Origin of the sequence: Methylobacillus methanolivorans, from assembly GCF_044751345.1 — a bacterium.
GTDB lineage: Bacteria > Pseudomonadota > Gammaproteobacteria > Burkholderiales > Methylophilaceae > Methylobacillus > Methylobacillus methanolivorans.
Genome location: NZ_JBIWXY010000002.1, coordinates 408,913 through 432,745 on the forward strand (window position 1 = coordinate 408,913; position 23,833 = coordinate 432,745).

General features: G+C 51.9%; 19 protein-coding genes. 7 read left to right on the plus strand and 12 right to left on the minus strand.

The window, feature by feature from the left end; genetic code table 11:
* Positions 1 to 2 precede the first annotated feature (2 nt).
* Both lysA and ACIKP9_RS11480 read left to right on the plus strand, forming a co-directional pair.
* Complete coding sequence (lysA, locus tag ACIKP9_RS11475; RefSeq protein WP_400882904.1) at positions 3 to 1,253, plus strand: diaminopimelate decarboxylase; 1,251 nt, start codon at positions 3 to 5, stop codon at positions 1,251 to 1,253.
* Positions 1,254 to 1,292: 39 nt separating this feature from the next.
* Positions 1,293 to 1,481: a YqaE/Pmp3 family membrane protein gene (locus ACIKP9_RS11480; RefSeq protein WP_230348638.1), complete on the plus strand. Its 189-nt coding sequence runs from the start codon at positions 1,293 to 1,295 to the stop codon at positions 1,479 to 1,481.
* Positions 1,482 to 1,564: 83 nt separating this feature from the next.
* On the opposite strand, the gene ACIKP9_RS11485 is transcribed toward ACIKP9_RS11480, so the two are convergent.
* The 10 genes from ACIKP9_RS11485 to purU form a co-directional block, all read right to left on the minus strand.
* Positions 1,565 to 2,842 (minus strand): type II toxin-antitoxin system HipA family toxin, encoded by a 1,278-nt coding sequence (locus ACIKP9_RS11485; protein ID WP_400882907.1) that lies wholly within the window; start codon positions 2,840 to 2,842, stop codon positions 1,565 to 1,567.
* Positions 2,832 to 3,170 (minus strand): helix-turn-helix domain-containing protein, encoded by a 339-nt coding sequence (locus tag ACIKP9_RS11490; RefSeq protein ID WP_400882910.1) that lies wholly within the window; start codon positions 3,168 to 3,170, stop codon positions 2,832 to 2,834. The genes ACIKP9_RS11485 and ACIKP9_RS11490 overlap by 11 nt, the downstream gene beginning before the upstream one ends.
* Before the next feature lie 178 nt (positions 3,171 to 3,348).
* Positions 3,349 to 3,948 (minus strand): hypothetical protein, encoded by a 600-nt coding sequence (locus ACIKP9_RS11495; RefSeq protein WP_400882913.1) that lies wholly within the window; start codon positions 3,946 to 3,948, stop codon positions 3,349 to 3,351.
* A gap of 72 nt (positions 3,949 to 4,020) precedes the next feature.
* Positions 4,021 to 5,736, minus strand: coding sequence for a peptidase domain-containing ABC transporter (locus ACIKP9_RS11500; protein WP_400882916.1), 1,716 nt, complete (start codon positions 5,734 to 5,736; stop codon positions 4,021 to 4,023).
* On the minus strand, positions 5,736 to 9,614 hold the full coding sequence (locus tag ACIKP9_RS11505) for a beta strand repeat-containing protein (RefSeq protein WP_400882918.1): 3,879 nt from the start codon (positions 9,612 to 9,614) through the stop codon (positions 5,736 to 5,738). Before ACIKP9_RS11505 ends, ACIKP9_RS11500 begins: the two co-directional genes overlap by 1 nt.
* 66 nt (positions 9,615 to 9,680) lie before the next feature.
* Positions 9,681 to 11,018 (minus strand): hypothetical protein, encoded by a 1,338-nt coding sequence (locus tag ACIKP9_RS11510; protein ID WP_400882921.1) that lies wholly within the window; start codon positions 11,016 to 11,018, stop codon positions 9,681 to 9,683.
* A gap of 27 nt (positions 11,019 to 11,045) precedes the next feature.
* Positions 11,046 to 12,332, minus strand: coding sequence for an HlyD family type I secretion periplasmic adaptor subunit (locus ACIKP9_RS11515; protein ID WP_400882923.1), 1,287 nt, complete (start codon positions 12,330 to 12,332; stop codon positions 11,046 to 11,048).
* 15 nt (positions 12,333 to 12,347) lie between these two features.
* On the minus strand, positions 12,348 to 13,109 hold the full coding sequence (locus tag ACIKP9_RS11520; RefSeq protein WP_400882925.1) for a hypothetical protein: 762 nt from the start codon (positions 13,107 to 13,109) through the stop codon (positions 12,348 to 12,350).
* 12 nt (positions 13,110 to 13,121) lie between these two features.
* Positions 13,122 to 15,008: a TolC family protein gene (locus tag ACIKP9_RS11525; RefSeq protein WP_400882928.1), complete on the minus strand. Its 1,887-nt coding sequence runs from the start codon at positions 15,006 to 15,008 to the stop codon at positions 13,122 to 13,124.
* Positions 15,009 to 15,410: 402 nt separating this feature from the next.
* Complete coding sequence (gene purU / locus ACIKP9_RS11530) at positions 15,411 to 16,265, minus strand: formyltetrahydrofolate deformylase (protein ID WP_400882930.1); 855 nt, start codon at positions 16,263 to 16,265, stop codon at positions 15,411 to 15,413.
* Positions 16,266 to 16,477: 212 nt separating this feature from the next.
* Here purU and ACIKP9_RS11535 point away from each other — a divergent pair, with 212 nt between their 5' ends.
* The 3 genes from ACIKP9_RS11535 to ispH are packed head-to-tail and all read left to right on the plus strand — an operon-like array spanning position 16,478 to position 18,897.
* Complete coding sequence (locus tag ACIKP9_RS11535) at positions 16,478 to 17,026, plus strand: GyrI-like domain-containing protein (protein WP_400882932.1); 549 nt, start codon at positions 16,478 to 16,480, stop codon at positions 17,024 to 17,026.
* Positions 17,023 to 17,937, plus strand: coding sequence for a CobD/CbiB family protein (locus ACIKP9_RS11540; protein ID WP_400882935.1), 915 nt, complete (start codon positions 17,023 to 17,025; stop codon positions 17,935 to 17,937). The genes ACIKP9_RS11535 and ACIKP9_RS11540 overlap by 4 nt, the downstream gene beginning before the upstream one ends.
* A 33-nt stretch (positions 17,938 to 17,970) precedes the next feature.
* Complete coding sequence (ispH, locus tag ACIKP9_RS11545) at positions 17,971 to 18,897, plus strand: 4-hydroxy-3-methylbut-2-enyl diphosphate reductase (protein WP_400882938.1); 927 nt, start codon at positions 17,971 to 17,973, stop codon at positions 18,895 to 18,897.
* 67 nt (positions 18,898 to 18,964) lie between these two features.
* On the opposite strand, the gene ACIKP9_RS11550 is transcribed toward ispH, so the two are convergent.
* Positions 18,965 to 19,354: a DoxX family protein gene (locus ACIKP9_RS11550; RefSeq protein WP_400882941.1), complete on the minus strand. Its 390-nt coding sequence runs from the start codon at positions 19,352 to 19,354 to the stop codon at positions 18,965 to 18,967.
* A gap of 180 nt (positions 19,355 to 19,534) precedes the next feature.
* On the opposite strand from ACIKP9_RS11550, the gene ACIKP9_RS11555 reads away from it, so the two are divergent.
* Both ACIKP9_RS11555 and ACIKP9_RS11560 read left to right on the plus strand, forming a co-directional pair.
* Positions 19,535 to 19,963 (plus strand): GNAT family N-acetyltransferase, encoded by a 429-nt coding sequence (locus ACIKP9_RS11555; protein WP_400882944.1) that lies wholly within the window; start codon positions 19,535 to 19,537, stop codon positions 19,961 to 19,963.
* A gap of 190 nt (positions 19,964 to 20,153) precedes the next feature.
* The gene (locus ACIKP9_RS11560; protein ID WP_400882947.1) at positions 20,154 to 20,849 is read left to right on the plus strand and encodes a lamin tail domain-containing protein; all 696 of its coding nucleotides are present in this window, start codon (positions 20,154 to 20,156) and stop codon (positions 20,847 to 20,849) included.
* 109 nt (positions 20,850 to 20,958) lie between these two features.
* Here ACIKP9_RS11560 and uvrA read toward each other — a convergent pair whose 3' ends face one another.
* Positions 20,959 to 23,778 (minus strand): excinuclease ABC subunit UvrA, encoded by a 2,820-nt coding sequence (gene uvrA, locus ACIKP9_RS11565; protein ID WP_400882949.1) that lies wholly within the window; start codon positions 23,776 to 23,778, stop codon positions 20,959 to 20,961.
* Positions 23,779 to 23,833 lie beyond the last annotated feature (55 nt).

The following is a 23,833-nucleotide window of genomic DNA, read 5'->3' on the forward strand; positions in this document are numbered from 1 at the left end:
CCGTGAATCCATTTCAGTTGAAAAATGGCATCCTGCATGCCGAAAATGTACCGTTGAACCGTATTGCCGAAGAGTTCGGTACGCCCACTTACGTTTATTCCCGTGCCGCGTTGGAATCGGCCTATACCCGCTTCGCTGCAGGGTTTGAACAAGCTGATCACTTGGTGTGCTTCGCGGTGAAATCCAACCCTAGTTTGGCGGTACTTAACCTGTTTGCACGTTTGGGTGCTGGTTTTGATATTGTTTCCGGCGGTGAGCTGGCCCGTGTGTTGGCTGCTGGTGGCGACCCTGCCAAGGTGGTGTTCTCAGGCGTGGGTAAGACCGAGAGTGAAATGGAGGCGGCATTAAACGCCGGGATTTTCTGCTTCAACGTTGAGTCTGCGAGCGAACTGGATAGGCTCAATGAAGTGGCTGCTCGTTTAGGCAAAGTGGCTCCGGTGTCATTGCGTGTCAACCCGAATGTTGATGCCAAGACGCATCCCTATATTTCAACAGGCCTCAAGAACAACAAGTTTGGCGTGGCTTACGAAGATGCCTTTAGCCTTTATAAGCGCGCATCAGGTTTGCCGCACATTGCTGTGCATGGGGTGGATTGCCACATTGGCTCGCAATTGACGGAGCTATCTCCTTTTCTGGATGCGTTTGATCGTGTATTGGTGCTGGTGGATCAACTTGAAGCAGATGGCATTCATATCGAGCATATTGATCTGGGTGGCGGCATTGGTATTTGCTATGCAGATGAAACCCCGCCAGATTTCGCAGTATACGCAGCGGCTATGCTTGAGAAGCTAGGTGATCGTCAGGTCAAGTTGGTGTTTGAGCCAGGGCGTGCCCTGGTCGGCAACGCTGGAGCCTTGATCACCAAGGTGGAATATCTCAAGCATACCGAAGCCAAGAATTTTGCCATTGTCGATGCCGCGATGAACGATCTCATGCGTCCAGCGCTGTATGACGCCTATCATGAGATCGCTGCCGTTACTCCGGCAGCCGATCAATCTGCGGCCCAGGTCTATGAAATTGTCGGCCCAGTATGTGAGAGCGGTGACTTCCTCGGACATGATCGCACACTGGCATTGCAGCAAGGTGACCTGCTGGCAGTGTTGTCTGCTGGCGCTTATGGCATGAGCATGAGCTCAAACTACAACACGCGCCCAAGAGCGGCTGAAATTATGGTGGATGGTGATCAGGTTCACCAGATTCGCCAGCGTGAAACCATTGAGCAACTGTTCGCCCTGGAAAAGATTCTCGGCTAAACTGTTGCGACAAGTTGAAAAAGATAAAAGGAGATTGAAATGCGCCTGATACTTGCCATTTTCCTGCCCTGGTTGCAGTTCTTTACCATAGGTCGCCCGATTGCAGGCATCATTTGCCTGATCTTGCAAATTACCATTATTGGTTGGCTACCTGCTGCGATCTGGTCCGTATATGCGTTGAGCGAATACAAGACTGACCAGAAAATCCAGCGAGCCTTGCAGAAGTAACCTGGGAGGTTTCCCTAAAATAAAAAAGCCAGCAATTTGCTGGCTTTTTTGTTTCTCTTGTTCTGCAAAGCGCCGAGGTGAACTTAGGCAAGTTGGGATATTTCTTCTGGAGCACCTTCAAAAATAAACGGGTTGAGAAACATTCTTCCCCAGAATAATCTGCGATCTACCTCGCTCAATGCTGCCTCATCGCAAATGTCTTCCCAGCGTGTTCTGACGATGTTGAGTTGATGTCTGATGATATTGATGGCATCAGTATCGTCTAGCTGAAATTTTGGTGCTGACCTTAGGCAGACGGCAAGATTGCTCAGGCGATTATCACCGATGATCAGCATTGCCTGTGTGGCTTCATTGCCCGCCCGGTATTGTGGGCAGATGTCGTAGGCGGGTGTTAGTGTCAGTACCTCGCCGTTCCAGAATGCGGCATGGTTTCTGGCATGATCGTCAGTGTTGCCGCAGATAATGTTGAATACCAGGCGTGAAAATAGCTCGCGTAGCGTTGCCCTAGGTGTACTAAAGCGATGCCGGATGATGTCCGAGAGTTCTTCATAGCTCGCATAGCGCGCCATCATTTCATCAAGGCCGAACAGTGTCAGTGCTGAGACCATGAGTTTACGTTGCCATCCTTTGCCAGTTTTCAAGCGATCAAATCGTTCAATCAGGATAACGTCCTTGCCTGCTGTATGGGCAATGCGTACCGGAGCTACGTTCAAGCCTGCCTCTGCGGCGAGGCGCATGGCGATATATTCAGCTTTTACTACATTGTACGTATCTGTTGAAGATGAAAACTTGGCAATAAATTTGCCCTCATCATCTTCAAGCATCGCTTTGGGGCGCGCACCGCCGAGCGAGCTGCCGTGAAATAGCGCCTGATCAAGCTCCGGCGTCAATGGCACGCCATTTTCTACCATTGCGGCTGCGTTCATCAGCTCTGTTAGTGATGCGGATTGGCTGATACGCGGTACATACTCTGTTGGCGATGTCTGGAAGTCGAGTGCGCCAATTCTGTCTGAGCCGGATTCGAGCAGATAAGTCAGTTCATCTAGTGTAGCAATATCTGCATCTTTGCCCTTGGTGCCTAACAAACGATTGAGGATGACGCGTCGCCCCCACGCATCAGGGGCTGCATCACGCAATGCACTCGCTAGTTTAAGCCCTGTTCCCGGTGAGATAATGCCGCGTATCAGCGGCAGTTCGGGTTCGTAGATGGGAATGGCATCGTGATTTTCCAGATAGCTGCGACCATAGTTAAAAAGCAACTGGTCTCTATGCCGACTGAGCATGCCTGCTACCACTGGCTCTGTAGCATCAGGTAACCATATCCAAACATAAGCTTCTTGCGCGGGTAGTTTAGAAGTCATCCTTCACCACCTTGTTGGCAGGGTGCACGGCGCGTGGCAATAGGGAGAGCGTTTTCTCAGCGTTGGCAATATGTAGCGCGATTGTAGATGGGTCTGCGGTGAAAAGCGGAACGCCAACGATGGTGGCAAGTTCAAAAACACTGCCAATTCCGCATCCCATATCACCTTGCTCGGCCCGGTACACAAGCCCGCGAGAGACATCGGCGCGCTCTGCCAGCTCTTCTATTGTTAGGCCACGCTCAATCCGTGCGTTGCGAATCATTAACCCGAGCAGCTGTGCGGCCTCGTGGCTATAACGAGAATATGTGCGGGAGGAGGGTTTGACCATAACAGCACACCTGTTTCATTAATCGGGTTTAATTAACATCAATACCTATTCATGGAGCAGTATGGGGGTGCATTTGCATGGATGCAAGGTTTTTGTTCCATTAATAAATCATATCTATTGGTTATGGTTTATTAATGAGATTTTTGGGCATGATCAGGAGTGATTTTTGATCAAATATTCAGGACTGGATGCGATTGAGTAAAATATAGAATCTTTCGTTTTTGCTTCCTAGGCGGAAGTTTTTCTTGTTTGACTGGGTATTTAACCAATCAATATGGATTCTTAGATTAGGTGATTGCCCTGATTGAGGTAACAGGTATTCGTAATTTCCAGTTTTGTTAGCTTGTTTGGTTCGATGATAGGGGTCAAATGCATATAGCCAGTTATCTTTGATCTCAAGTGCCAATATGTCGTGAGCATCGTTACCAAGTGTGATGCCTATCACTGCAACGCCACCTTGATTGAGGCATTTTGTCAGCTTGTTTCTTGGACCGAGATGAGCTTGATCTTGTTCAAGGTATTGAGCATCGATGTGGAATTGTTTGTATTGATTGGAGCTAAATTCCGATAGCCAGTGGGCGATCAGCTTCGCTGATTCATAGGATGTGCCATATCCGTGTTCATTGCCTGGAGATATGCAATCCAAACAATAAAGATAAATTCTCTGGATGACTGCAGGAGGAATCTCCTTGCGCTCAAATAAATAACTCAACGCATTGATGATGCTAGTGGGCGTGCAATCTAATTCAGTCACTTGATGCCGGAATGGTGTTTTCATACATACTCCGATTCAATTTTTACTGTTGAATAGCTACGTTTTACTTCGTATCAACAATGGCTTGATTTTGATTTATGCCGGGCGTAGCAGTTTCTCTTTCGGCCCATCCGCGGCGATCTTGCCGCCATCCATGGCAATGATGCGTTGTACGGCTGTCATCATGGCGGCGCTATGGCTGATCATGATCAGGTTGCCATTGCCGATCACTTGCGGCAGGCGCTGGGCCAGGAGTTGTTCGCCTTCGGGATCCAGGCCTAAGCTAGGCTCGTCAAGCAGCAGGATGTTGCTTTGTTGGGCAAAGGCTCTTGCCAGGGCAACTTTCTGGCGTTGGCCACCGGAGAGGTTGCTGCCGCGATCAGCAATGGCCATAGTGAGCGTCAGCCTGCCTTGCTTGAGCTCATCCTCCAGGCCAGATGCCCATAGGGCGCGTTGCAGGTGTTCGCTTTGTGGCTTGCTGCCTGCCAACAATAAATTAGCTTCCAGTGTGCCTGCAAACAACACTGGCTCTTGTGGCTTATACGCCATCCAGCGCGCACGGTCTGCGGGAGAAATGGCATGTAACTCGTAGCCATCAATCAAGATTTCGCCTTCATCGGCAATACTTAATCCTGCGATCAGCTTGAGCAGCGTGCTCTTGCCTGCACCTGGGCGGCCTAGCAGGCCGATTTTTTCGCCCGCGATAATGTTGAGGCTGACATTATCCAGTGCAGCAGGGCGATCAGGGTAGCGCTTGGTCAGGCGTAACAGAGTGATGTCACCCTTGGCTTCTGGCTTGCTCACCTTGAAGGAGGCATGTGGTGCGGATTGTGCAATGTCTTGGCTGACGCTGTGCGCAGCTTTGCCGGATTCCAGCAGGTCGTCCATCCGTGTTGCAGAGCGGGCAAAGTCTTCCCATTTGCCGAGTACCAGATATAGCGAAGTTACCAACATCATGGCGCGCGCTGCCAGCAGTGAGCAGGCAATGAGGCCACCGACAGACAGCATGCGTGCTTCAATCAGGTAGGCGCCTAATGTGAGCACGGCCACCGTGGTGAAGGTCATCATGCCTGCTGAGAGGGTGTTGCTATGGCTGGCAGAAAGCCTGCGTGCGGCTTCTAGTTCACTCACTTTATCTGATTGCGTGCGCCAGCCTTGTAAGAGAGCAGTGACACCGGGGATGGTGCGCACGATTTCCATACCCTGCAATATCTCGCCGATGTAAGCCATGCGCTGGGTGGAGGTTTTTTCTGCATCACGATTCAGGCGCAGCGTTTGGCGTTGTACGAGATAGCCAATACCTGCGTAAATCAGCGTGAGTATGCCGACCAAGATCATGATAGGCCAGGCAATAAAGCCAATCACCAGCATGTAGAGCAGATAAAACGGCAGATCGGCAATCGCCAGCAGATAAGTGGAAGAGACGAAATTCAGCGCATTCGTCAGGTCGCGATAGTGCGCGAGAAACGTGGCAACACCACCTGCTGGCATGTCACGGTCTGCCAACAACTTATGCCACAGCCCTTCATCCGTCTTACGCGCCATATCCGCCGCAACCCGTTCCACCGTCCAGTTGCGGGTCACGCGCATGCCTACATCGAGCGCGATGAAGATCAACATGCCAATTACCAGCGCCCACAATGTTTCGAAAACACCGTTGCTGACGATCTTGTCGTACACCAGCATGGAAAACAGCGGCAGCAGAATCTGGCCGCTGTTGATCAATAGGCTGGAGATGCCGACTTCAAGCCATTGCGATTTAAGCAACTGCCAAAGTGAATTAAGTGGGCGTTGTGTGCTTGGTACTGTCATTACACAGTGTGCCAAGTAACCTGTGCTATAGCTACATTTGCACTGTTGTAAATGGTATAAACACCATCTGAGAGATTATTGAAATTGGTGACCATTGGGTCAGTTGGTGCTGTACCTGAACGTACGTATTCACCAGTGTTCAATGCAAAGTTCAGGTTGTCTTCCCCGCCATGCTCTAGCCTCAGTACCGTATTCCCAGGAGCGTTTGCATTTCCTGTGACGATACTTTTGATGCTTGATGAGTCAACCGTCAACGTGGTGGAAATTGCAGAGCTACTATTGCCTGGTATGTTATCGCCTTGGATGTTAAGAATATCAATATTTTTGACCAGGCTACTCAGTGTGGAGAGTGCGTATCCTGAGCCATTGAAGCCGCTAAGAATCAACGTATCTGTCCCTGTGCCACCGTCTATACTATTAAATCGGTTGTTAAATGCTGTACCACCGGATGCATCCACGGAGCCTAGAATGGTATCGTTACCAGAGCCAGCTAATACAGTGTCTTTGCCTTGTCGTGCATCAATCCAGTCATTACCTGAGCCACCATCTAGATAGTCATTGCCTGCCCCGCCAATAAGTGTGTCATCACCATCACCCCCATAAAGCGAGTCATTGCCTCCACCGCCATTCAGATAGTCATCACCTGCACCACCTTCCAGACGGTTGTTGCTGCTGTCTCCAATGAGACGATCATTATAGTTAGTACCAATCAGATTCTGAATCTGAATAAGAGTATCTGTGCCAATTGAATTGCCACCAATACCATCTTGACTAGAAGTAGCATCAGTTGCAATGCTTGCGGTGAAGGTTTGCGTTCCATTGATCGTATTTGTAACTGTTACAGTTGTTGTGTTTGAGAGGTCAACAGTAACGCCATTTGAGGCATGTGCAAAAGTTGCTGTATTAGTGCCATTGCCACCTATTAATGTGTCATTTCCGCCTAAACCTTCAAGCGTATCATTTCCGCCCAGGCCCTCAATCAAGTTGTCACTATTATCGCCATATAAGCGATCATCACTATTGGAGCCACGCAAATTTTCGATATTCAATAATACATCGCCAGTAGCATCCCCATTAATGCCTTGCTCCCCTGCAGCTCCCACACCTGCAAGTGCAGCGGTTGTCAATTTGACTACTACTCCTGCACCGGAATTCTCATAACTTGCAGTGTCTATACCACCGGCACCATCCAATGTATCTTTGCCCCCTCCCCCTTCTAATACATTGTTTGCACTATTGCCTACTAGCGAATCATCCCCCCTCGATGTACGCAAATTCTCGACATTGCTAATACGGTCGCCAACCCCATTTACTACACCACTATCAAGATTGACGCTGATATTTGCAGAACCGATATTGTAATAAACGCTATCAATACCTGTCCCACCGTCAATTGTACTGGTCACACTGCCGACTTCTATATTGTCGTCGCCGGCTCCACTGGTAATCGTATTATTACCAGAACCCGCTTTGATCGTGTCATTACCTGTACCGGTAATAATCTGATTAATGCCGTTACCTACAGTAACAATATTATTGCCATCTCCGGCATCGATAGTTTTATTGCCACTCCCGATTGCAGTAATGACGTCATTGCCCGCCAAAGCAGTAATCACATAGGAATTAGTATTGCTGGCACTGGTTCCCGCAGTGATAGTGTTATTGCCGCCACGGGCGTTGATTTCACTATTGAAGTCTCCGACTTTAATAGTATCGGTATGATCGGAGCCATTGACGTTATGGATATTTCTTAATACGTCCGCACCACTGCCGCCACTAATTGTAGTTTCTCCAGCACTATTCTGAATATCAACGTTGATACCGGATGTAGCATGCTTGAAATCAACTGTATTATTACCAGCGCCCCCATCAATGTAATTTACATCAGCAGAAGCAACAATCGTGTCGTTGCCGCTGCCCGTCGTGATGTTTTCTATGCCGTTGAGAATGCCGGTAATGTCTGTGGTGCCGTTGTTTACTGTGCCGGTTTGCAGATCTACAGTGAGATGTGCTGATACATTGTAAATAACAGTATCAGTACCAGAACCGCCTTGAATCACACCGCTTTTCACACCGGCAACTTCATTAGGGATGGCGGAAACGCTGAATGTGTCATTGTGATCGGTACCGATTAGACTTTCGATGCCGCGTAACGTTACGTCACCACTATTGCTTGTTGCTGTGCCATTGCCTTGGGCATCCAATACAACATTGACGGCATCCAGGCCGGCAAAACTGGCAGTATCGACACCATTGCCACCATCTAGCGTATCTGCTCCACCATTGCCAACTAAGGTGTCATTTCCATCTCCGCCAATTAAATGGTTTGCGTTGGAGTTTCCTGCCAGTAAGTCGTTACCAGCGCCGCCAGTCAGGTTCTGGATATTGGTGTAGGTATCCGCGGCTATACCACCGCTTACCGTACCATCATTGCGAAGCAGCGAAGCGTCAACATCTTGTCCAGCTATCATATTCTGATAGCTGGCAGTATTGTTACCGGCACCACCGTTCAGCACATTCATGCCTGTGCCACCAATTAATGTGTCGTTGCCAGCACCGCCATCAATCGTGTCATTGCCACCTCCACCATCCAGCACATAGCCAATGCCATTAGATGGCAGGATTAAGACTGATTCACCATTTTTCGTCGCAGTGAAATCTTCTACGGTAGTTGCATCACGATAGCTAAAGTAGAAATCTTTGCCTTCTTCAAAAGTCACTGCGCCGACTTGTCCTTTAATATAGGCATATATAGTGAAGTCGCTGGCGGTACCACCGATGTTATAGAGAATTTTCAGGTCTATGCCATATGTCTTTCCATCCGGTTGGAGTTGTAATGCACTGGCTGGGATGTTCCATTGAGTAGTAGTAATGCCATTTGTATCAGTAAAGGTCGCTGAAGTGACTCCGGCCCCACTCAAACTGAATCCAGGAGGTAAACTTGAACCTTTAAACTCCAGGGTAATTACGTCAATGTTGTTAAACCCATTAGTAGAAAAATGGAAATTCTTACTCCATACTTGATTGGCATCTGGAGAAAATAAAGGGTTATTTAGTGCAAGGTGGTTATCGCCGCTGTCACCACTAATTCTTTCATTGTAAGATTGACTGGCAGCACTCCGTGCCAGGGCATTGTCTTCTGCAGTTGCATTTGGATTGTATGCACCTGTCGGAAGTGGGTCGCTCGCAAATTCTGCGCCAGTCTTGTACTGCGAAGAATTATACAAATTACCACTGATTACAGGCCTGGCAATATTTAAGCCTTCTGCTGTTTCCACCCGATTCCCCAACCGATAAGTCGACGGTTGATCCACGCGCGGAGGAATGATCGCATCCATTGCTTCACCACTATTATTGCCACGGCCATTGAGGCTGCCGCGTTGTACTTGGGCTGCGGCAGGCAGTGTTTGGGCTTGTGGTAGTGGGGCGGCAGGGGCTGATGGCGCGGAGGTGTGATTGTTCATTGCCATGAACAATGAGGTGTAGTCGATCTCGTCTGGCTGGAGCTCGGTCAGGCGGGTGTCGATGTTTTCGCTGATGATGCGCAGGTTGCCGGCATCAGCTGCATCGACGGTACCGACTTGCTGAAACAGTTCGGTCAGGCTGGTATTGTATTTGTCGCCATCAAATGCGACCTTAGCCGCATTGGGTTCGAGTGCATCCAGTGCGCCATTTGGGATGATGATGAAGCTGCCATCGGCAAAGCCCAACACGAGGTCAACGTCAGCGACGTCTACCGATTTGAGTGCACCATGGCTTTCCGTCAGACGGATGACGCCGTTTGCATCAGCCTCTACACGCGTGACGTTGGTCACGTGGTTTTGCTTGGTGCTTGGGCCGTTACGCTGTTCAGTGACTGCGGGTTGGGTAATTGCCATGGTGGTACTCCTTTTTCAATTGGTGGCCTGGCATGCGCCAGGCTTCAACATGTCATACTCGGTCGATCAACGACGTTGCTTGTTTGCCTCTTCTAACAACGTCGCTAACAGGGCGCGTTGTTCCGCTGGCGAGAATCTATCCATCATGTTGGTGATGTTGGTGCGCAGCTCCATTGAGTCATCGGTCATACGCGTCATCATGTCGCTCATGCGTGAAAGATCGGTGCCCTGGCGTGCCGTGGTCTGGATCAGTTCAGAGAAGTGATCATTGAGCTGGGAGAGCATGTCGGCATTGCCACGCTCCATCATGCTCAAGATGGTGCCAAGCTGACGGCCTACGCGTTGCAACTCGCCACGGAACTGGGAAACGGATTCGTTGTGGTCTGCCATGGCGCGCATCATTTCACTACGCTGCTTGTTGAAGTTATCCAGCTCAGCTTGCAAGGCGCGATCCTGCAAGCGTGAGGATTCGCTTAGGCGCTCCTCGATGCGACGCAGTACGCGGACTTCTTCAGTGGCCACTTCACGGCGGAATTTGAGCTCTGCCGGGTCCATATTGGCGAGGTAGCCAGCGCTACCCGCAGCGTCAGATTCGATGACGACAGTCTCGCCAGTGGTTGTGGTGGCGACATTGCCTGCCTGGCCGTTGTTGGCAAGGCGTGCAATGGCTTGTTCGATATGCTGGGCAACTTCTGAACCCAGGATGGAAAGCACTTCTTGCGTACAGCGGCGCACAGCGACCATCATGAAGCCGAGGATGATGGAGCCGAGCAAGCCAAACAGCGAAGCCGAGAAGGCGATCCCCATGGAGCGCATTGGGGCGCGCATGCGGGAAACCATGTCACGGAAGACTTCAACCGGGCTATCGACACCAACATTGATCGTGGCAAAGCTGGAAATCAGCACAGCAATGTCGTCCAGTGTTGCCAGCAAGCCGATGAACGTACCCAGCAGGCCCAGGCCGACCAAGAGGCTGGTCAGGAATTGTGGCAGGGCATTGCGGTTGGTCAGGCGGCGGCCTGCGCTATTGAGTTCTGCATCAATTGCGACTTGTTCCTGGTGAGCAATGCCACGGCCACTGGATGCAGCCATCATGCGCATAACATAGGCGATATCACCATCGTAAGCTTGTGCCCTGTCTTGCAGTTGGGCAGGGCCTTCGCCGGATTGTATGGCATTGGTGAAATCTTCCAGTTTGCTGGCTTCACGCAACAGGCGGCGCACATTAAACAGGATCAGTATGCCGCCAAGGATGGTGATGAAGAAGATGGCGTAATTGATCTGCGGATGCGGGTTTTCGACCAAGGTTTTGACGATGGCCTCATGATAAACGGCAGCCCCCAGCAATAGCAGTACAAATGGCAAAGCCGCGTAAAAGTAGTAAATTCTTAGTCGCTTTAGCATGTGGAGCTTACCTTTAACAAATAATCTTTATCTTGGATCGCGGAATACGCGATCCCCAAAACGCATCATCGGCGACAGCAGGTAGGAAAGCACGGTGCGCTTGCCTACCACAATATCCGCTGTGACTGACATCCCCGGCGAAATCGGGCCAGCGGTTTTTGCCAGCTTGATTTCGCTGATGCTCCCAACGTCTACCCTCACCCGGTAGTAATACCCTTCACGCTCATCAAACAGCGTGTCTGCACTTACTTCGGTCACCTTGCCTGGCAAGGCACCGTAAGTTGCATAGTCAAATGCGCCGATACGCACCCGCGCTGGCAGGCCATTGCGCAAGTTAGCGCGGTCATCAGGCCTTGAACGCGTTTCCACGACGATGTGCTCGTCTTCCGGCGTGATTTCCAGCAATGGCTCACCGGGCCTGATCACCCCGCCCACAGTGGATAGCATCATGCGGTTGATGAAGCCCGCCATGGGTGCCCTGACAATGTTTCGATCCAGCCGGTCGGCATTGGTCTCGAACTCTAGTGTCGAGCGTTGCAGTTCTGCCCGCACATCGGTTAATTGCGCTGTGGCATCGGCGCGGAAGCGTGCCCATAATTCGCCGATCTTGGACTCGATTTCCGCTTGTGCAGCCCTTAAACGCGGCAATGCAGCTTCAGCTTCACGCAATTGCGATTCCATGCGTTGCAAGCGGCTTTCCGCATCCAGCAGCTCCATCTTGGAAGCAGCGCCATTTTTGTTTAAGCCTTCAATCAGTTTGTGCTGCTGGCGTGCCAGCTCTATCTCTGAAACCAGGTTCCTGCGTCGTGTTTCGATCTCGGCAATTTCACCGCGGCGTTGTGCGCTTTGATCGCGCAATACACGAGACTCTTCATTGACGCTGGAAACACGAGCCTGCAAGGCTGCGGATTCCACTTGCTTTACTTCTGCATCATGCAAATCAGCAGGAAACTCAATGCTGGACTTGCCACGTGCTTCGGCCAGTAGCCTCGCTTCACGCCCACGCAATGCATCACGCTTGGTACGCTCCTGCCCGAGGTCAGAGCGCGCCTTGATGTCTGAAAGCTCGATCAGTGGTTGACCTGCCTTGACGACTTCGCCCTCCTGCACCAGGATGGTTCTCACAATCCCGCCTTCAAGGTGTTGCACGATCTGCGCCTTGCCTGCCGGTACCACACGGCCCACCGTACGCACGATCAGGTCAACTTGCGCCAATGCTGCCCAGCCCACCAGTGCTATCACCGCCGCTACGCTGATCAGGACAAAAGCCCGGGATGGCGTCATGGCGTTCCACTGTTTTTGCAGCCAATTCATCCGTTTGCTGGCCGGTTAAGGCTTCTTGCTCGCTGGGACGACCGAGACCAGCGAACTATCTGACCTGGCGTTGCCATCAATGATGGAAACACGGATACGGTCAGCGGGTAGCTTCATGTCGATCAACAGGTTGCGTACAGCCATGGCACGGTAGAAAGCCAGGCGTCGTGCTTCGGTAAACCCAGGCGGAACGCTGACTTCAAGCGTAGCTCCACCACTTTCTACGATAGCTTGCAGCGGGCCACGTAATTCGTCAGCCTCATTGCTGGAGATGGTGATGGCATCGTCAACAAAGTCGACAACTAGGCCACCTTGTGCTCCAGCCACTGTCATATCGGGTTCTTCAGCACGGATGGTGGCAGAGACCACGCGGCGCGGACTGTTGCGGCCCGCAGATTTTTCATGCTGCAGGGCGGCCAGTTCTTCCTTCAGTTTGCGGGCTTCTTCATCCTTGCCCTTGAGTGCAGCCAGTTGCTTTTGCAAGGCGGCGACTTGTAGACGCAGGCGGGCGGCATCATCGTCGGATTGATACGAAGTCGGTTCTACCGCTTCCATGTCGGAGGGCGTGAGCTGCGAAACCTGTTGCTGTGCTTCTGTTGCGGGGGCAACGGGTGTTTCACTGCTGATTTGGCGGCGGCCCAACTCCATGGCAAAGATGAACACGGCAATCGTGAGAATCACCACGACAAACAGCAGGTTCAGCACAAGATTGCTGACTGCATCCACATAGCCGGGCCAGAAAATGCCTGAGTCTTCCTGTTCGTTATCAAGCTGCATGGTGTTGTCTCACTATTCCTTGGGCAGTGGTGTAGCCATGCCTGCTTCTAGCGGGCTAAGTGGCGTGGTCACGGCATCTTTACCATTGTCCGTGGCATTAGCTGCCGGGCCGAAACCAGGCATCTTGTTGGCCGCAGCTACTGTCATTGGTTGCGATTGGCCGAGCAAGCGATTGATTTGCGACAAGGCATCAATTTCCTGTGCATGCAGAGTCACGAGGCGAGTGCGTGCCTGATACTGGCGGTCATACACATCCAGCAGATCAAGCAGGGATTGATTGCCGGCAAACATCTTCTCGGACATGGCATTCGCGGCTGAAGTAATTGCGTTAAGCTCGCGATAACCAGCAACCAATTGCTCGCGGGAAGATTCCAGGATGGCATATTGCGAGATCATGGCCTGACTGATGCGGCGTTGCAGGTCATCCAGGCGATAGCGGGACTCCTCAATACGGGAGAGTTTTTCCTTGGTCAGGTAATAATCGGTGCCGCCGTTGAACAGGTTCCAGTTCATGACGACCATGAAGCGTTTGTCATCCTGCTCGCCTACAGGCCCGCCTGCATTGTCGGTGGTCCATCTGGATAGCTCCAGATCCAGGCGTGGCGCATAGCGGGAGCGTGCGACGTTCTGGTCAATCTGCGAGGCGCGTAACTCTTCGCGTATGGAAGCGATATCCGGGCTGTTGTTCATCGCGATCTTGATCGCATCGGCAGCGGTTGCTGGGATGACGCCCATATCTTCGCGCTCGGGCAAGCGGATATTTTGCGGCGCGATGTTAGTCAGGCGTAGAAATTCGACGCTGGCAGCGGAGTGAGCCGCTTCCTGCTGGGTACGTGCAGCACGCGCTGAAAGGCTGCGGGCGCGTACACGCTCACGGTCTGCATCGCTGGAGGCCCCTGCGGTGGCACGTTTGTCTACGTAGGCGAAAAGTTCGTTGAGCTGGTTTTCATAACCTAGTGATAGATCTGCATTCAGGCGGCTGGTGGTCAGGCCAAGGTAGGCGTTAACAGTAGCTAGCCAGGCATCACCCTGGGTGCCGCGTAGGCTTTCCTCACGCGAGTTGATGACGGCCTGGCGGCGCTTCCAGTCATAGATGCTGGGCATATCCAACAATGGCTGGCGCAGCGTGATGACGCGATCGGTGCGGGTGTGATGAGATTCTTCCATGCGCGAGCCAGTGCGGGCATCAATCGCGGATGAAGGGGAGGAGATTTCCCGGCCCTTGCCATAACGCACAGACAGGTTGGGCAACAACAGGCCACGTGCCTGCTTGGATTGCGCATCTGCCTGGCTCAGGCGTTCGTCAGCAATATGCACATCCCGACTGAAATCCACGGCAGCAACAGTGGCTGAGCGAATGTCCATGGTGTCAGTCACCGTAGCGGGCAACTGCGATGAGTGCGCCTGCTCTGCGTATTCGCTGCTGAGGTATTCGTTGTGAATTTCATTGGCCACTGCAACAGGGATGCTGGTGATGCCAAATAAACGCGATAGGTGCAATTCATCGACTGCTGCTACAGATTGCGCTTGTGTCGGCAAGTCCAGATTCAATGATTGCAGGCCAATCGGCGCGGCTACTTGAGGCTGTACTGGCGTGGTGGCAACAACTGGCGCTGCTACTACAGTAGCTGCAGGCGGTTTGGCTAATTGCTCGGGAGTCGTGGGTGCAACAACCAGTTGGGGTTGCTTCAAGCTCTGCTCGGTTGCCTTGACAGCTTCGCTTGCCGCGCTTGCTGCAGCATTGGCTGCGCTGGCAGCGGCTGTTGCTGCAGCGGCGGCGGCATTGGCTGCTTCAACGGCCGCATGTGCAGCACTGGATGCAGCTTGCAATGCGCTGGCGGGAGCATTGGTGATTTCCCCTTGCGGTTCGGCAGCCCAGGCTGCTGTCACCACTAACATAGGCCATGTACATTTAAACATGAAGTGTTTGCGGTTGTTTAGCACGATCAACCCTTAGTCATTTTTATGGATAACGAGGCGGGATGTTATCCGCCATGTCGCTTCAATCTACCTCAAAACCCATTACATCATTGTCAACCATTGTGAATCGCACACATTGCGATGTAATGCTGTGGTTAACAAACACTCATCACCCAGCATTTATTGCGCCACTCATGATGAGTTGCGGGCTAGTCTAATGGGGGTTTTTTTAAATGTCATTGTTTTTATGGGGTTTTTAGTCCTATTGGACTATGCCCCTCTTTTTTGTTTTAGCGGATGTTTTGTAGCGCTGGCCACAAAAATATACTGAGGATGCGTTCGTATCCCGTCACAGGCGTCAGTTTTTCGGCACGCGGGTGTTTAGTCAAAAATCACAGTTTTGTTTGCGTAAAGCAGGATGCGGTTTTCGATATGCCAGCGTACAGCGCGGGATAACACGACTCGCTCAAGATCGCGGCCCTTCTGGATGAGGTCTTCGACTTGGTCACGATGTGAAATGCGTGCGATGTCTTGTTCAATGATGGGGCCTTCATCCAAGACTTCTGTTACGTAATGGCTGGTGGCGCCAATCAGCTTGACCCCACGCTCGAAGGCTCGGTGATAGGGGCGAGCACCAATAAAGGCAGGCAAGAAGGAATGGTGGATGTTGATCACGCGATGTGGATAGCGTTTGACGAACTCTGGCGAGAGAATCTGCATGTAGCGCGCCAGGACGATGAGGTCAATCTGGTATTCATCAAACAAGGCGAATTGTCTTGCTTCTGCTTCGGCCTTGTTTTCCTTGGATACTTCAATATGGAAAAACGGGATGCCATAAAATTGGGCCAGTTTCTCTGTATCACGATGATTGCTGATGATGAGCGGGATGTCGCAATCCAGCTCGCCACTTTGGTGTCGGTGCAGCAGGTCGACGAGGCAATGGTCATATTGTGACACCATGATGGCCATGCGCGCACGGCGCTGGGATGCCTTGAGTTCCCAATCCATGCTGAATTGGGTCGCAATTGGCGAGAAGTTTTCCGTAAAGTTGTCCAGGTTGACGGATGCGCCCTCCAGATCGAATTCCACGCGCATCAGGAACAGGTTGTTCTCGGCATCCTGATGCTGGTCTGCGTGCAGGATGTTGGCATCGTGACGATAGAGAAAATCGGCAATCGATGCAACGATGCCTTTGCGGTCAGGGCAGGTCACAAGAAGGGTTGCAGTGTTTTTCATCGTGGTTCTGGACGTAGTAAACGCAAAAGCCGCCATTATACTGGGATTTGCCGCTCATGCAGGCAATCCTCTCCAATAGGGCTGGATTCAAAGTTATGATGAAGACAAGCCGCGTCTGTGGTATCGTTTACCAGTAAAAATAACAGTCGCCCAGCCCGTTGTTCAGGCCTGCCAGGCCGGGTTGTGGACAATTGCCTGCTGGTACCAATATCGTGAAAAAACAATTACCTTATTTCCTGCTGATTTTCCTGATTCCCGTCACCCTGGTGCTATGGTGGTGGGGCCTGTTTTCGTCTGCCGATGTAGAGATCGCCGAGCGCGGCAATTACCGCTATGCCTACTTGGAAGCTGAAGGGCCTTATTCCAAGCTCTCCAGCAAGCAGGAGGAAGTGCTACATGAGTTGGTGCAACAGAAAATCAAGCCGGGGCCTGAAATCACCTTGATTTTTAGTGATCCACGCACCACGCCCTACAAGGAGCTACATGCACGTGCCGGCTTTATCATTGATGCCGATGCCAAGCCTGCGGCACCTATTCAGGTAGATACCGTACCCGTGCGCAAGGTATTTGTTTCCAGCATCAAGGCGCATCCTTTGCTTGCATATGGCAAGACTTACTCCAAGGTGCTGGATTTCGTCAAAGCCAAGAACACGACCTTGAACCTGCCTACGGTGGAAATTGTCGATGATAGTGTCCTCAGCGTCGAAATGCCGCTGGAACCTGTTGCCCAACCTGAATACAAAGCAGGAGTCTCGCCTTGAACTTCATTGCACTGATCGGCGCACTGGCGCTCACCTATTACCGACCCCATCGCAAGCTGGACTGGTTGCAGGAGATCGTCGCGCCGATCGTTCAGTTGCTTGAGCGAAATTTCAATGGCGGCAATCGCCTGCAAGGCATCACGGCATGGGCACTGGTCGTGCTACTGCCTAGCTTATTAGTGGGCGTGGTTTATTACGTGCTACTCCAGGTGAATGCGATTCTGGGCATTATTTTCGGCGTGGCATTGCTTTACTTCACATTACGCCTGAGCCAGTTTGGCCCACGTGCAGAAGAGATCATTGCAGCATTGCGCACCGGTAATATCGATGAAGCCCGCTTGTTACTGGGGCAGTGGGAAAAAGTTGATACGGATAGCTTTACGCTTACCCAGATTGCACAGGTGAGTGTAGAAACGGTGTTGTCACGTTCGCATTATGGTTTGTTTGCGCCAATTTTCTGGTTTGTCATCCTTGGCCCTGCGGGTGCATTGTTCTATCGTCTTTCCCATATCGTTACCATGGAGTGGCAACCCCATGAGGCGACCGCTTTTAATGATTGGTCACGCAAGGTATTTCGCTGGTTGAATTGGCCTCCCGCTTTTGTGACCGCAGGTAGCTATGCGATCGTGGGCGATTTTGAAGATGCCATCTATTGCTGGCGTTCGCAGGCGCAAACTTGGTCTGACAAGGCGATGGGCATGATATTGGCAAGTGGTGCCGGTGCGTTGGGCGTGAAGATAGGCGAGCCATTGCCGATGAATGGTATCTTGGTATTCCGTCCTGAAATTGGCTTGGGTGATCCCGCTGATGCGGACTACTTGCGCAGCACGGTCGGCCTCGTTTGGCGCGTGCTGGTATTGCTGATTGGATTATTGCTGCTGCTGACGTTTGCCCATTGGCTGGGCCAGTAAGAGCGTTGCAGCGAGCGACATTGTAGAGAGCTTATGGATATTGTATTAGCCAACCCGCGTGGATTTTGTGCAGGTGTAGACCGCGCGATCATTATTGTTGAGCAGGCGCTGGAGAAATTCGGCGCGCCTATCTATGTGCGTCACGAAGTGGTGCACAACAAGTTCGTCGTGGATGACTTGAAGAAAAAGGGCGCGATTTTTGTCGAGGAATTGGATGAAGTACCTGCGGGCAATACGGTGATCTTCAGTGCGCATGGCGTTTCAAAGGATGTGCGTGCTGAAGCGGAAGCGCGTGGCCTGCAGGTGTTTGATGCGACTTGTCCTTTGGTGACCAAAGTGCATATCGAGGTGGCCAAGATGCGTGCCTCTGGCAAGGAGATCATCATGATCGGCCACAAGGGCCATCCTGAGGTGGAAGGCACCATGGGGCAATCCGAGGGTGGCATGTACTTGGTGGAGTCACCAGAAGATGTTGCCACGTTAGAGGTGAAAGACCCGGCGCAATTGGCTTATGTAACGCAGACGACGTTGTCGATTGATGATGCGGCTTCGATAGTGAGTGCACTCAAGGCGCGCTTTCCCGAGATCACCCCGCCACGCAGCGATTCGATTTGCTACGCCACGCAGAACCGCCAGGATGCCGTGAAAGTCATGGCGCGTGATTGTGATTTGGTCATTGTGGTGGGTTCACCCAACAGTTCCAATTCCAACCGCTTGCGCGAGGTGGCGCAGAACCAGGGGATTGAGTCCTACATGGTGGATAATGCCTCTTACCTTGATCCTGCCTGGATTGTCGGTAAAAAGCGTATTGGTGTCTCTGCTGGCGCATCTGCGCCAGAAGTCTTGGTGCAAGAGGTGATCAATAAGCTCAAGGAGCTAGGCGCTGCCGAGGTGCAGGAGTTGAGTGGTGTGGTGGAAAACGTGGTATTCAAGATACCTCGCAACCTGGCTGAGGCTTGAATATCAGAAGGATGAAATTAAAAAGGGCGGAATTACCGCCCTTTTTAATTAGCTTTGCTGTGCTTGATCAGGCTTTCTTGCGCAGATTGTCCAGGCTGAATGCAGTGGGCGCATTCAGGGCAAGGATGATATAGCCGCCTGCGATAGCGAGGTATTGCATGAAACCAATCAAGTCGACCGGGAGCTTGAGGAAGATGGCAACGAAAACAGCATATACCGCCAATACATAAGCTGAAAGCTTGGTCTTGAAGCCAAGGAATAGCCCTAAGCCAAATACCAGCTGGATCAAGATCATCAATGGAGCAAAGAATGGCAGCAGGCCAAATTGGGCTAGGTAAAGCTGGTAGCTTTGGTAGCCTTCAGGGTGTTGCAGAATCATGTAAAGCTGAATCAGGATGGCCAGCAGGAAAATCTGGGCTAGTAGAATGCGCCCAAGGAAACCTAAAAACTTCTTCATCGTCTTACCTTCTCGTCCAAGTACACCATCAAGATGATCGTGTTAGTTTTTATATCGATTTCGTGAATCGAAGCGAGCATAGATGATGCCTGTAAGCGCTATGTACCGCAATACTTGTGACGATCATGATAGTTTCCGGGCATGTGTTTTTTTATTTAGATTTCAAGAAAGCATCCTGAAATGAATTTTTATGTAAGGCAGGCGGATTGGGTGGGTGATCAAGCGCCGATAGCAGCGATTCGCCAGCAAGTATTTATTGATGAGCAACATGTGCCGGTCGAACTTGAATGGGATGGCCTAGATGATACCGCGCTGCACCTGCTCGCCATCGCCGAAGATGGCAGTGCCATAGGGTGTGCACGGATTCTCAGTGACGGTAGCATAGGCCGCATGGCGGTAGTGCCAGGCTGGCGTAAGCAGGGTGTTGGGCGTGCGTTATTACAGGCGGCGATCGAGTTGTGCCGGCAAAATGGCTGGTTTGATATTCATGTCTCCGCGCAAACCCATGCCCTCACTTTTTATGAGCAGGCTGGGTTTCGTGGCATTGGCGATGAGTATATGGATGCTGGCATCCCACATCAAACCATGAAGCTACACATCAGCCATTAATTGTCAGATTGTTTTACTGCATTAGCTTTTAGATCTAACGCCACTTCCTGCGATATTTCTCTACCCTACATAGCCCTGACTACTATCAGGACTATGTAGTCCTTCATTGTACTGTCTTCTCTTTTTTGTAGGCTCTCAGTGTTTTCTGCTGTTGAGTGCTTTTACATTTATTTAATCAGAGAGGTTCATCGTGAGCATTATCAATCGATTCATCGCCGCCGGTGTTCTAGCTGTCAGTACGTTGACGGCTTTGCCTGCGTTTGCTGCCAATGCATATAACGTCTATATCACTGAGTGGTCTTATCAAAGCCGTGGTGCTGGCGAGTTGGGTGAGTACATTGAGATTTCCAACCTTGGTGCGGGGGATGTGGATTTCACCAACTGGAGTTATGACGATGACAGTCGTAATAGCCTGACATTCATGCTGTCTGGCTTCGGCGTTGTGAAAGCTGGGGAGTCGGTCATCCTGACAGAAGTTAGTGCTGATGAATTCCGCGCACGCTGGGGCTTGAGTGCTGCGATCAAGGTACTGGGGAATATGAGCCCTAACCTTGGGCGTTCAGATGAAATCAATATCTTTGATCATGAGCTCAAGTTGGTGGATCGCCTGACCTTTGGCGACAATAGCGTTGGCGGTATTCGTGCTCGCTTCAATAGTGGTGTTCCAGGCAGTGTAGATGTGCTGGGTGAAAACAATGTGCATGGGTGGGTATTATCGCAAGTAGGCGATATAGAAGGTTCATGGCGCTCTACCGTGGACGACATCGGTAGCCCTGGCCAAACTAACCTGAGCATTGCTGCAGTGCCTGAGCCAGAGACTTACGCTTTGCTGCTGGCTGGTCTTGGGTTGCTTGGTGTTGCTGCACGTCGACGCAGCATTGCTTAATGTTATTCGGATAATATGAAAAGGCCCTGTTTAAGGGCCTTTTTCTTTGGCTAGAGCACCTATGTCACGTGTCAGGGCAGCGTTATTTGGCACGGCACATGGTGTCAGTTCAGCGCTTGAGCATTGGTTTCAGATATTTCCCGGTATAGCTGGCCTGAGTGTCGGCCACTTCTTCTGGCGTACCGCAGGCGATCATGGTGCCGCCGCCATCACCGCCTTCAGGCCCCATGTCGACAAGCCAATCTGCGGTCTTGATCACATCCAGGTTGTGTTCAATGATGACGATGGTGTTACCGTGATCACGCAGGCGGTGCAATACATCGAGGAGTAACTGGATGTCGGCAAAGTGCAGGCCGGTGGTAGGCTCGTCAAGGATGTAGAGCGTTCTGCCAGTATCGCGCTTGGATAGCTCCAGTGCCAGTTTCACGCGCTGTGCCTCGCCACCTGAAAGCGTAGTGGCGGATTGGCCTAGCGTGATATAGCCTAGGCCAACGTCAAGCAGGGTCTGCAACTTGCGCGCTACGACGGGGACTGCATCGAAGAATTCACGCGCTTGCTCCACTGTCATGCCTAGCACCTCGTGAATGTTCTTGCCTTTGTACTGAATTTCCAATGTTTCGCGGTTATAGCGGTGGCCTTTGCACACATCGCATGGCACGTAGACATCTGGCAGGAAGTGCATCTCAACACGGATGACGCCATCGCCCTGGCAGGCTTCGCAACGCCCGCCCTTGACGTTGAATGAGTAACGGCCTGGGCCATAACCACGGGCGCGGCTTTCTGGTACGCCTGCAAACAGGTCGCGAATCGGTGTGAATAGCCCCGTATAAGTGGCTGGATTGGAGCGTGGGGTACGCCCAATCGGGCTTTGATCAACATCCACGACCTTGTCAAAAAACTCAAGCCCCGATATTTCCTCGAAAGGTGCTGGTTCCGTAGAGCTACCGTAAAGATGGCGTGCGACCACGCGGTACAGGGTATCGTTGATCAGGGTAGATTTGCCGGAGCCTGAGACGCCAGTTACGCAGGTGAGCAGGCCGACAGGCAGGGCGAGATCGACATTCTTGAGATTGTTGCCGCTGGCTTGCGTCATCTTGAGCCAGCGTGCTGGGTCGGGAGTATGGCGCTGCTTGGGAACGGCAATTTCCTTGATACCGCTAAGATATTGGCCAGTGAGAGATTGCGGGTTGTTCTGGATTTCTGCTGGCGTGCCTGCTGCTACGATGTTGCCGCCGTGCTCACCCGCACCTGGGCCGATATCAACGACGTAATCTGCCTCCATGATGGCATCCTGGTCATGCTCGACCACAATGACGCTATTGCCGATGTCGCGTAGGCGCACCAGGGTTTGCAACAAACGATCATTATCTCGTTGATGCAGGCCGATGGAAGGCTCATCCAGCACGTACATGACGCCGGTGAGGCCCGAACCAATCTGCGAAGCCAAGCGAATGCGCTGAGCTTCGCCGCCGGAGAGGGTTTCGGCAGAGCGGGAGAGCGATAAATATTCCAGGCCGACATTGGTGAGGAACTTCAGGCGGCTGCTGATCTCCTGCACGATCTTGTCCGCAATCGCGAATTTTTGCCCAGTCAGCTCGATATGATCGAAGAAGTGCAACGCCTGGCGCAGCGGTGCTTCGCATACTTCATGGATATTCTTGCCGCCTACCTTCACATGGCGAGCCTCGCGACGTAGACGCGTACCGCCGCAATCGGGGCAGGCTTGCGAGTTGAGGTATTTGGAAAGCTCCTCGCGCACCGTGATGGAGTCGGTTTCATGATAGCGGCGTTGCAGGTTGTTGAGGATGCCCTCAAAGCTATGCGATTTCTCATACAGCTTGCCGCGCTCATTGAGATACTGGAAAGTGATCGCTTCCTTACCACTGCCATTAAGCAAGACATCCTGCACTTCCGCAGGTAGGGCTTCAAAGGCTAGTTCCAGGTCGAAACCATAGTGCAAGGCCAGGCTTTGTAGCATCTGGAAATAGAACTGGTTGCGTTTGTCCCAACCCTTGATGGCGCCACTGGCGAGCGAAAGGTGTGGAAAGGCAACCACACGCTTGGGATCGAAGAAGCTGATCTGGCCTAGGCCGTCGCACTTGGGGCAGGCACCCATCGGGTTATTGAACGAGAATAGGCGTGGCTCAAGTTCAGCGAGTGAGTAGTCGCACACGGGGCAGGAGAACTTGGCGGAGAAGAGGTGCTCCTTGCCAGTATCCATTTCCAGGGCAACGGCCTTGCCATCGGCCAGGCGTAGCGCGGTCTCGAATGATTCGGCAATACGTTGCTTGACGTCGGCGCGTACCTTGAGGCGATCCACGACGACATCGACATTGTGCTTCACGGTCTTGGCCAGCTTGGGCACGCTGTCGAGCTCATGAATTTCACCATCGACACGGACGCGCACGAAACCCTGGGCTTTCAGCTCCTCGAATAAATCCAGTTGCTCACCCTTGCGGTTGCTTACTACCGGGGCCAGGATCATCAGCTTGGTATCTTCCGGCAGCAGCAGGACGCTATCCACCATTTGCGAGACCGTTTGTGCTTCCAGCTTGATGCCATGTTCCGGGCATTCTGGATCTCCGGCGCGAGCATAGAGCAGGCGCAGGTAATCGTGGATTTCCGTGACCGTGCCCACGGTGGAGCGCGGATTGTGCGAGGTGGATTTCTGCTCGATAGAAATCGCAGGTGACAAGCCCTCGATCAGGTCGACATCGGGTTTGTCCATGCGCGCCAGGAATTGGCGGGCATAGGCAGAAAGGGATTCGACATAGCGGCGTTGCCCTTCGGCGTACAAAGTATCGAATGCCAACGATGACTTGCCGGAACCGGACAAGCCGGTAATCACGATCAGCTTGTTGCGCGGGAGATCCAGCGATACATTTTTCAGGTTATGCGTGCGGGCGCCACGTATGCGTATGTAATCCATGTGTTCGATGTCGGTTTGGTTAGGTGGGGCAACCTGTTAATATACGCAACTTCGC